The 8636-nt window shown below is 73.3% G+C and carries 9 protein-coding genes; 7 read left to right on the forward strand and 2 right to left on the reverse strand.

Annotation, left to right across the window (positions count from 1 at the left end; all coding sequences use genetic code 11):
• Positions 1-2: 2 nt before the first annotated feature.
• Positions 3-989 (forward strand): c-type cytochrome biogenesis protein CcsB, encoded by a 987-nt coding sequence (ccsB, locus tag HWD93_RS13620; RefSeq protein ID WP_071296730.1) that lies wholly within the window; start codon positions 3-5, stop codon positions 987-989.
• Between the two features lie 263 nt (positions 990-1252).
• On the opposite strand, the gene HWD93_RS13625 is transcribed toward ccsB, so the two are convergent.
• Positions 1253-2230: an o-succinylbenzoate synthase gene (locus HWD93_RS13625; protein WP_261647094.1), complete on the reverse strand. Its 978-nt coding sequence runs from the start codon at positions 2228-2230 to the stop codon at positions 1253-1255.
• 162 nt (positions 2231-2392) lie between these two features.
• Between HWD93_RS13625 and HWD93_RS13630 the strand changes: the two genes are divergently transcribed.
• The 4 genes from HWD93_RS13630 to HWD93_RS13645 all read left to right on the forward strand — a co-directional run bounded on the left by HWD93_RS13630 (position 2393) and on the right by HWD93_RS13645 (position 6063).
• The gene (locus tag HWD93_RS13630) at positions 2393-2893 is read left to right on the forward strand and encodes a hypothetical protein (protein ID WP_071302597.1); all 501 of its coding nucleotides are present in this window, start codon (positions 2393-2395) and stop codon (positions 2891-2893) included.
• A 22-nt stretch (positions 2894-2915) separates the two neighbouring features.
• Complete coding sequence (locus tag HWD93_RS13635; protein ID WP_261647095.1) at positions 2916-3845, forward strand: 1,4-dihydroxy-2-naphthoyl-CoA synthase; 930 nt, start codon at positions 2916-2918, stop codon at positions 3843-3845.
• Positions 3845-4981, forward strand: coding sequence for an AMP-binding protein (locus tag HWD93_RS13640; protein WP_261647096.1), 1137 nt, complete (start codon positions 3845-3847; stop codon positions 4979-4981). The genes HWD93_RS13635 and HWD93_RS13640 overlap by 1 nt, the downstream gene beginning before the upstream one ends.
• 86 nt (positions 4982-5067) lie before the next feature.
• Complete coding sequence (locus HWD93_RS13645; RefSeq protein ID WP_261647097.1) at positions 5068-6063, forward strand: 1,4-dihydroxy-2-naphthoate polyprenyltransferase; 996 nt, start codon at positions 5068-5070, stop codon at positions 6061-6063.
• A 9-nt stretch (positions 6064-6072) separates the two neighbouring features.
• Here HWD93_RS13645 and HWD93_RS13650 read toward each other — a convergent pair whose 3' ends face one another.
• Positions 6073-6399: a DUF4229 domain-containing protein gene (locus HWD93_RS13650; RefSeq protein WP_071296706.1), complete on the reverse strand. Its 327-nt coding sequence runs from the start codon at positions 6397-6399 to the stop codon at positions 6073-6075.
• Positions 6400-6464: 65 nt separating this feature from the next.
• Between HWD93_RS13650 and HWD93_RS13655 the strand changes: the two genes are divergently transcribed.
• Both HWD93_RS13655 and menD read left to right on the forward strand, forming a co-directional pair.
• Positions 6465-6863, forward strand: coding sequence for a PLDc N-terminal domain-containing protein (locus HWD93_RS13655; RefSeq protein WP_071296707.1), 399 nt, complete (start codon positions 6465-6467; stop codon positions 6861-6863).
• Positions 6856-8604 (forward strand): 2-succinyl-5-enolpyruvyl-6-hydroxy-3-cyclohexene-1-carboxylic-acid synthase, encoded by a 1749-nt coding sequence (gene menD / locus HWD93_RS13660; RefSeq protein ID WP_261647101.1) that lies wholly within the window; start codon positions 6856-6858, stop codon positions 8602-8604. Before HWD93_RS13655 ends, menD begins: the two co-directional genes overlap by 8 nt.
• Positions 8605-8636 lie beyond the last annotated feature (32 nt).

The raw sequence follows: 8636 nt of genomic DNA on the forward strand, positions 1-8636 counted from the left end.
ACATGACCACGAACCTCGCGACCTACTCGGTCGTGCTGACGTACTCCGCCATGGCGGTCTACGTCATCGCGTTCATCGCGTTCGCCCTCGACATGGCGAAGCGGGCCGGCAACGTGACGGCTGCGTCCGACGCCGCTGCGGCGCCCGCCGCCGGCGCGGAGCGGACCGTCGCGACCGTCCAGGGCGGCACCGTCGTCCTCGAGCAGGTCGCCGTCACCGACGAACGAGCCGGGCGCCGCGGGACGAAGTTCGAGCGGGTCGGCATGGCGATGACGATCCTGGCGCTCGTGCTGCACGTCGCGTCCGTCGTCCTGCGCGGGATCGCGGCCGACCGCGTGCCGTGGGGCAACATGTTCGAGTTCTCGCTGACCGGCACGGCGCTGATCACCCTGATCTTCCTGCTCGTGCAGTTCTGGCAGAACCTGAAGTTCCTCGGCGTCTTCATCACCGGCCTCACGATCATCCTGCTCGGCATCGCGACCGTGAACTACTGGGTGCCCGTCGTGCCGCTGCAGCCCGCGCTGCAGTCGTACTGGCTCGTGATCCACGTCTTCGTCGCCATCGCCGGCACGGGCTTCTTCGCCCTGGGTGCCGGGCTCGCCGTGGCGCAGCTCGTGCAGACCTACCGCCAGGGTCGGACCGCCTCGGGCAAGCTCCGCTTCATGGAGACGCTGCCGGATGCCGACCGGCTCGAGGTCCTCACCTACCGCGTCCTGCTCGTCGGGTTCGTCCTCTGGACCTTCACGCTCATCGCCGGTGCGATCTGGGCCGAGCGCGCCTGGGGTCGCTACTGGGGGTGGGACACGAAGGAGGTCTGGACCTTCATCATCTGGGTGGTCTACGCCGGGTACATCCACGCGCGTGCGACCCGCGGGTGGCGTGGCGCGCGGTCGTCCTGGCTGGCCCTCATCGGCTTCGCCGCTGTGATGTTCAACTTCTCGGTCGTGAACGTGTTCTTCAAGGGCCTGCACAGCTACTCCGGACTCTGATCCGGACGGGTCGCTGACGCGGCCCTGGTCGCGACCACGACCGGACGGGAGGCGCGGTGCCAGCTGGCACCGCGCCTCCCGTCCGTCGTCGGCGCGAGTCCGAGGCGCGAGCCCGAGGCCCGAGCCCCGGTGCGAGCCCAGGCGCGAGCGCGAGGTCGCGCAATCCGTCGCCCGGCGCGCGTCGGAGCGACCGAACGTGCGACCTCGGCGAACGTGAGCGGCATGTCGTGCGACCGGGCGGACCCGGGCGGCCGGGCGGGCGGTCAGCCGGCGAGGAGCGCGTGCACCCGCTCGAGCCGCGCGAGCCACCACGCGGCACGCTCCGGCGACGCCGCGTTCCGCTCGAGCAGGTCCCGGTCGACCTCGACCCGCCGCACCGGCACCCGCCCGTCCACCGGCAGCAGCGGCGCCGCCGACACGTCCGACGTGAACATCGCCGCGGTGCCGAGCCCCGCGGCGTACCCGGGCGACATCGCCTCGGCCGCGAGGAACGCTCCCATCCCCAGCCCGACCGACGTGTCGAGCGCACTCGAGACCACGCAGGGGAGCCCGGCGTCGGCGACGACCGCACGCGCGGCAGTGATGCCTCCGAGGGGCTGCGCCTTCACGACGAGGACGTCGGCGGCACCGGCCCGGGCGACGGCGAGCGGGTCCGAGGCCTTGCGGACGCTCTCGTCCGCGGCGATCGGCACGCCGAGCCCAGCGATCCGCTGCCGGAGCTCGGCGAGTTCCGGCACCGTGCGGCACGGCTGCTCGGCGTACTGCAGGTCGAACGGGGCGAGGCGCTCGAGGGCCTCTGCGGCGGAGTCGACGCTCCAGAGCCCGTTCGCGTCCACGCGGACCGCGGCTGAGGGGCCCATCACCCGTCGGACCTCGGCGACGCGGGCCACGTCGTCGTCGATCGTGGTGCCGGGTTCGGCGACCTTCACCTTGGCGGTCGTGCAGCCCGGGTACCGCGCGAGGAGGTCCGCGACGCCGTCCGGAGCGATCGCCGGCACGGTGGCGTTCACGGGGACGCTGTCCGCGGCGGGCTCGTGCGTCGTCCAGCCGAAGTCGACCGCGGCCCGGAGCCATGCGGCGGCCTCGGCGTCGTCGTACTCGACGAACGGGGAGAACTCGGTCCACCCGGCCGAACCGCGCAGGACGAGGGCCTCGCGCACCGTGATGCCGCGGAACCGCACCCGCATGGGCAGCGCCACGACGTGCGCGTCGGAGAGGAGGTCGTCGAGGTCGGGGAGCACCTGGCCATCATCCCAGGAGCACCCAGGGCACCCCACGGTTCCTCGGAGCGGACCGCCAGGGCAGCGCACTAGTCTGCATCGGTCGGCCACGGTCGGCACCCCAGCACGAACGTCGGCCACGGTCGGCACCCCAAAACCAGCACCGAGGACGAGGGAGGACCTGTGGCGCCGGAACCGCAGCAGCGCGCGTCGCAGCGATCCGCAGCACCGTCCTCGGCGCGCGCGCAGGCCCCGGGCGCGCGTGCGCAGGCCCCCGGTCGCGACACGGGCGAGTTCGCCCGGCTCATGCAGCGGAACACCGTCGACGTCCGGCAGGAAGCCCAGAAGGGGCGCAAGAAGCGCAACCCCGTGGTCGGCAAGATCGCCCTGGGGCTCGCGGTCGTCTCCGCCGCGGTCGACGCGAGCGCCTTCGCCGTCTTCATGGGCGGCGACACCGACTTCGCGTTCGGCATCTGCTTCGTGGTGGTCTTCCTCACGCTCATCGCCGCGGTGCTCGGGTTCGTCGCCGCGGTGGGGTCGTTCGGCCGCTGGTACGGCGCCGTCGGGGTCGTCGTGGCGTTCTTCGCGAACCCGGTGATCCTCATCGTGCTGCTCGTGATCGTCGCCCCCGAGCTGCTGACCGACATGGGCGGTTCGGCCGCGACGGACGGCGCGGGGCTGTAGCACGCGGCGGTAGCGTTGGAGCATGGCTGCTCCCGTCTCCGACCTGTTCGACCCCGACGTCTGGACCGCGGCTCCGATCGCGGAGCAGTTCACCGACATCACGTACCACAAGCACGTCTCCCACGGGATCGTCCGGGTCGCGTTCGACCGGCCCGAGGTGCGGAACGCCTTCCGTCCGCGCACCGTCGACGAGCTGTACCGCGCGCTCGACGACGCCCGGCAGGACCCGCGTGTCGGCGTCGTGCTCCTCACCGGCAACGGCCCGAGCCCGAAGGACGGCGGTTGGGCGTTCTGCTCCGGCGGCGACCAGCGCATCCGCGGCCGGAGCGGCTACCAGTACGTCGGTGACGAGGGCGCCCCGCCCGAGGGGGTCGACCCGGCAGCGGCGCAGGCGTCGATGGGGCGGCTGCACATCCTCGAGGTCCAGCGCCTGATCCGGATGATGCCCAAGGTCGTCATCGCCGTCGTCCCGGGGTGGGCGGCGGGTGGGGGCCACTCGTTGCACGCGATCTGCGACCTCACCATCGCGAGCGCCGAGCACGGGAAGTTCAAGCAGACCGACGCCGACGTGGGGTCGTTCGACGGCGGGTACGGCAGCGCCTACTACGCCAAGCAGATCGGCCAGAAGTTCGCGCGTGAGGTCTTCTTCCTCGCGCAGGAGTACTCGGCGCAGCGCGCGTACGAGATGGGCGCCGTGAACGCCGTCGTCCCGCACGAGGACCTCGAGCGCGAGGCGATCCGCTGGGGCGAGATCGTGCTCGGCAAGTCCCCGACGGCGATCCGGATGCTCAAGTACGCCTTCAACGCGGTCGACGACGGCATGGTCGGCCAGCAGGTGTTCGCCGGTGAGGCCACGCGGCTCGCCTACGGCACCGACGAGGCGGTCGAGGGTCGTGACTCCTTCCTCGAGAAGCGCGCGCCCGAGTGGACGTCCTTCCCCTGGCACTACTGATGGCCCGTCCGCTGGTCGCGACCGGCACGTCGGACCCGTCGGTCGTGCTGCGGGGCCTGGAGGCGGCACTCGCCGGCGGCCCCGCCCTGCTCCCGGTCGCGGACGGCGCCCCGGCGCTGCCGACACCTGCTCCGGCCACCGTCCCGCAGCGGGTCGCCCTGGTCGTCGAGACGAGCGGGTCCACCGGCACCGGCAAGCGCGTGGCGCTCTCGTCGGAGGCGCTCCTCGCCGGTGCCGCTGCGGCGGACGCGGCACTCGGGGGCCCCGGCGGCTGGGTGCTCGCGTTGCCGACGCACTACATCGCGGGGCTCAACGTCCTGACCCGGTCGATCACCGCGGGGACGGCGCCCGTCGTCGTCGCTCCCGGGCACTTCGACGCGGGTGCGTTCGCCGACGCGGCCGACCGGCTCGTCACCGGTCCCGGGGCACCGCGGCGCTACACCTCGCTCGTCCCGGTGCAGCTCGCCCGGGTGCTCGATGACGAGCGGGCCACCCGTGCCCTCGCGGGGTTCGACGCCGTGCTCGTCGGCGGGCAGGCGACCCCGGCGCCGCTCCGTGACCGGGCCAGCGCCGCCGGCGTCCGGATCGTGACGACCTACGGCGCGAGCGAGACGAGCGGCGGGTGCGTCTACGACGGCGTCCCGTTCGGCACCGTCCGCACCGAGCTCGTGGACGGCGAGCTGGCCCTGTCCGGGCCGATGCTCGCCGAGGGCTACCTGGACGACCCCGACCGCACGGCGGCGACCTTCACCGAGCGCGACGGACACCGCTGGTACCGCACGGGCGACGCCGCCGAGGTCGTCGGCGGTGTCGTGCGGGTGCTCGGCCGGCTCGACGACGTCGTGATCTCGGGCGGCGAGAAGGTCCCGCTCGGCGCCGTCGAACGGATCGTCCGCGGGCTCGACAGGCAGGAGGGTGCGGTGGTCACGCGTCGGGCGTCGGGGGAGTGGGGCGAGGTCCCCGTCGTCGTGACCGACCGTCCGCTCGACCTCGACGTGGTCCGCGCCGCGGTCGGCGACGCCCTCGGGCGGGCCGCACGGCCGGCCGACGTGGTCGTCGTCGAGCGGCTCCCGATGCTCGCGTCCGGCAAGCCGGACCGCCGGGCGATCCGCGCGATCGCGGACCCGACCGCCTGACGGACGCGGGTCGACCGCCGATCGTGATCCGTTCCTCCTGGGCCGGCGTCCCGGACGCACGGCGGACGCGGATACGATGGACGGTCGTGGCACGCACGAAGAACACGAACCGGTCCAGGAACCGCTCCGGCAACCCGGCCAAGGCCGCGGCACCGCAGCGCACGAAGCGCCGCGCGACCGCGGGCGACTGGATCGGCGGGGCGCGCCTGCGCACCCTGACGCTCGGCGTCGTCCCCGTCGTGATGGGCACGACGGTCGGGTTCGTGGACAGCGGTGAGGCCGGTGACTTCGGCGACTGGCTCGCGAAGGGCCACCACCTGCCCATCGCGATCCTGGCGCTGCTCGTCGCGCTGTTCCTGCAGATCGGCGTGAACTACAGCAACGACTACTCCGACGGGGTGCGCGGCACGGACGAGTTCCGCGTCGGGCCGGCCCGTCTCACCGGAGCCGGACTCGCGAAGCCCCGCACCGTGTTGACCGTCGCGCTGACGTTCTTCGGGCTCGCAGCCGTCGCCGGCATCGTCATCGTGGTGCTCACCCAGCTGTGGTGGCTCCTGCTCGTGGGCGCTGCCGCCATCGTCGCGGCGTGGTTCTACACCGGCGGCAAGAAGCCGTACGGGTACAACGCCCTCGGCGAGGTCTTCGTGTTCGTGTTCTTCGGACTCGTCGCCGTCCTCGGCACGCAGTTCGTCCTCATCGACCGGGTCACCCCGAGCGGGTGGGCCGCTGCGATCGCCGCCGGGTTCTTCGCCTGTGCGGTGCTGATGGTGAACAACATCCGCGACATCGACGAGGACCGTCTCGCGGGCAAGCGCACCCTCGCGGTCGTGGTCGGACGGCCGGTCGCCCGGGTGCTCTACGGCCTGTTCCTGATGCTGCCGTACGTCGTGCTGCTCTGGTTCGTGCTGCTCTACTTCCGCACCGGGTTCACGTACTTCTCGCTGCTGCTGGCGCTGCCGGCACTCGCGATCGGCATCTCGTCGCGGAAGCCGCGGGAGCTCATCACGGCGCTCCAGCTCTCGTCGTTCGCGTCGCTCGTGTTCGGCGTCGTGCTCGGCATCACGCTCGCCGTCCAGCCGTAGCCAGGCGGGTCAGTCGTCGCGGTGCTCGCGCCGCGCTGCGTGGCGGTCGGCGTCGGAGACCGGCTGCTCGACCGGGGAGTCGCTGTCGGCCGCGTCGACGAAGTCGTCCTCGAAGTCGGTGTCGACGTCGTGCTCCGGCGCCGGTCGACGGTTCGCCAGGCTCTCGGTGACGCGACCGCGCAGCTTCGGCAGGGCGATGTACGAGATGAGCAGCGCCACGAGCGCGGCGACGATCGTCGCCCAGTAGCCGGGCATCGGCGTCAGGAGCAGGAGCAGTGCCAGCGCCGCGGCGAAGATGCCGAGGCGGGCCAGGGTGTACACGAGCCACGCTTTCACCTGCGCAAGTCTACGGATGCGCAACCGGCAGGGACCCCACAGGCTGCCGACCTAGACTCCCGGCCATGATCCGACTGTGGCTGATCGTCGTCGTGGCCGCCGTGGCGTTCACGGTCTACGCGGCCATCGACTGCGCCACGATGCCCCGCGAGCGTGTCCGTTCCCTCAGCCGTGGCGTGTGGGTCCTCCTCGTGATCGTGCTCCCCGTGCTCGGCGGCGTCCTCTGGTTCGTCCTCGGCCGGGCACCGGCGACCCGTCCCGGCGGTGGCTCCGGGTACCGTGGTCCCGAAGACGACCCGGACTTCCTCGGCGGCCCCAGCGGCCCCGAGCAGCACCGCACGGACAAGGACCAGGACGACGAGACCCTCCGAGACCTCGAACAGCAGTTCCGCGAACGAGAACGACGCGCCGACCGAGACCGCCGCGACCAGCACCGCGACGACGACGGCCGCACCGATCGCTGACGGCCCGGACGGTTCCGGCAGCCCGGCGACCGACTTCGCCGTCGCGCTCCTGACCGAGCTCGCCCGGGCCGGTGTGACCGACGTCGTGGTGAGCCCCGGCTCCCGGTCGCAGGCGCTCGCCCTCGCTGCCGTCGCCGTCGAGCGTGCGGGCGGCATCAGCGTCCACGTCCGGCTCGACGAGCGCACCGCCGGCTTCTTCGCGCTCGGGCTCGCCGTCGAGTCCGGTCGGCCCGCCGCGGTCGTGACCACCTCGGGCACCGCGGTCGCCAACCTGCACCCCGCCGTGCTCGAAGCGCACCACTCCGGTGTGCCGATGATCGTCGTCAGCGCGGACCGCCCCGACGAGCTCCGGGGCATCGGCAGCAACCAGACCACGGTGCAGCCCGGGCTCTTCGGGCCGGCCGTCGCCGTCGTCCGCGACGTCGAGGCACCCACCGCGCACGGGGTCGACGCCGACACCGCCGCCACCGTCCGGGAACTCGTGCGCGAAGTCGTCGCCGCTGCTGCCGGCCACACGGGGCAGCCCGGGCCGGTGCAGCTCAACGTCGCCTTCCGCGAACCGCTGTCGGCCGGGCTCGGCGAGGGGACGGTCCAGCCGGTGCCCGACGACGAGGTCGACCTCGCGTTCGCCACCAGGCGGGTGCACTCCGGTCTGCCGGTCGTCGACCTCGCGCCGGACGACGAGCCCGCGACGGTCGTCATCGCGGGACACGACGCGGGGGCGGACGCCGAGCGGATCGCCTGGGAGCTCGGTGCGCCGTTGCTCGCCGAGGTGTCGAGCGGTGCGCGGTTCGGGCGCAACCTGGTCGTCACCTACCGTGAGCTCCTGCGCGACCCGGACTTCGGCGGTGCGGTCCGCCGTGCCGTCGTGCTCGGCCACCCCACCCTCAGCCGCGAGGTCCCCGCGCTCCTGCAGCGCGCCGACGTCGAGACGATCGTGGTCCGCGGACCGGGGGCCGATCCCTACGACCCGGCCCGCGCCTCCCGGCCCGACGCCGCGACCACCTTCGTGTCGGACGTCCGCGTGACGGGCCGCACCCGGCCGGAGCACCGCGCCTGGGTCGGCCGGTGGGTCGCCACGAGCCGCGCGCTGCTCGGTGGTGGCGACGCCGGCCCCGACCTCGATGCGAAGCGCTCCGGCGACCGTGCCGAGCGCAACAAGTTCCTCCGCGACGAGGTGGCGCTCCGCCGCCGCGCCGTCGACCGCACGATGCTCGCGGACGCCGTCTGGGGTGCGACCTGGCCGCACGACCGCCTCGTGCTCGGCGCCTCGCAGATCATCCGCGTGGCCGACGGGCACGTCGCGGGCAAGGCGATCCGCGTGCACGCGAACCGCGGGCTCGCGGGCATCGACGGGACGATCTCGACCGCGCTCGGGATCGCCGCCGCGCTCGAGCGTTCCACGGCCTCGGTCGGCACGACACGCGTCCTGCTCGGCGACCTCACGCTCCTGCACGACCTCGGGGCGCTCGTGACCGGCACCGAGGAGCAGCCGCACCGCGTGCAGGTCATCGTCGGGAACGACGGCGGGGGAGCGATCTTCCGGGGGCTCGAGGTCGCGGCGACGACACCGGAGGCCGACATGCGCCGCATGATGACGACGCCGCAGCACGTCGACGTCGAGCCGGTGGTGACCGGGCTCGGCTGGGAGTACCGGCGCGCGGCGACCTGGGGCGACCTCGAGCGGGTCCTGACGGACCCCGCCGAGCGCGTCGTCATCGAGGTGCCGCTGGCCGACTGAGCGGCGCCGGGCCGCGGCCGGCACGCCGGGCC

It is taken from the genome of Curtobacterium sp. C2H10 (genome assembly GCF_025407985.1).
In the GTDB taxonomy this organism is placed as follows: domain Bacteria; phylum Actinomycetota; class Actinomycetes; order Actinomycetales; family Microbacteriaceae; genus Curtobacterium.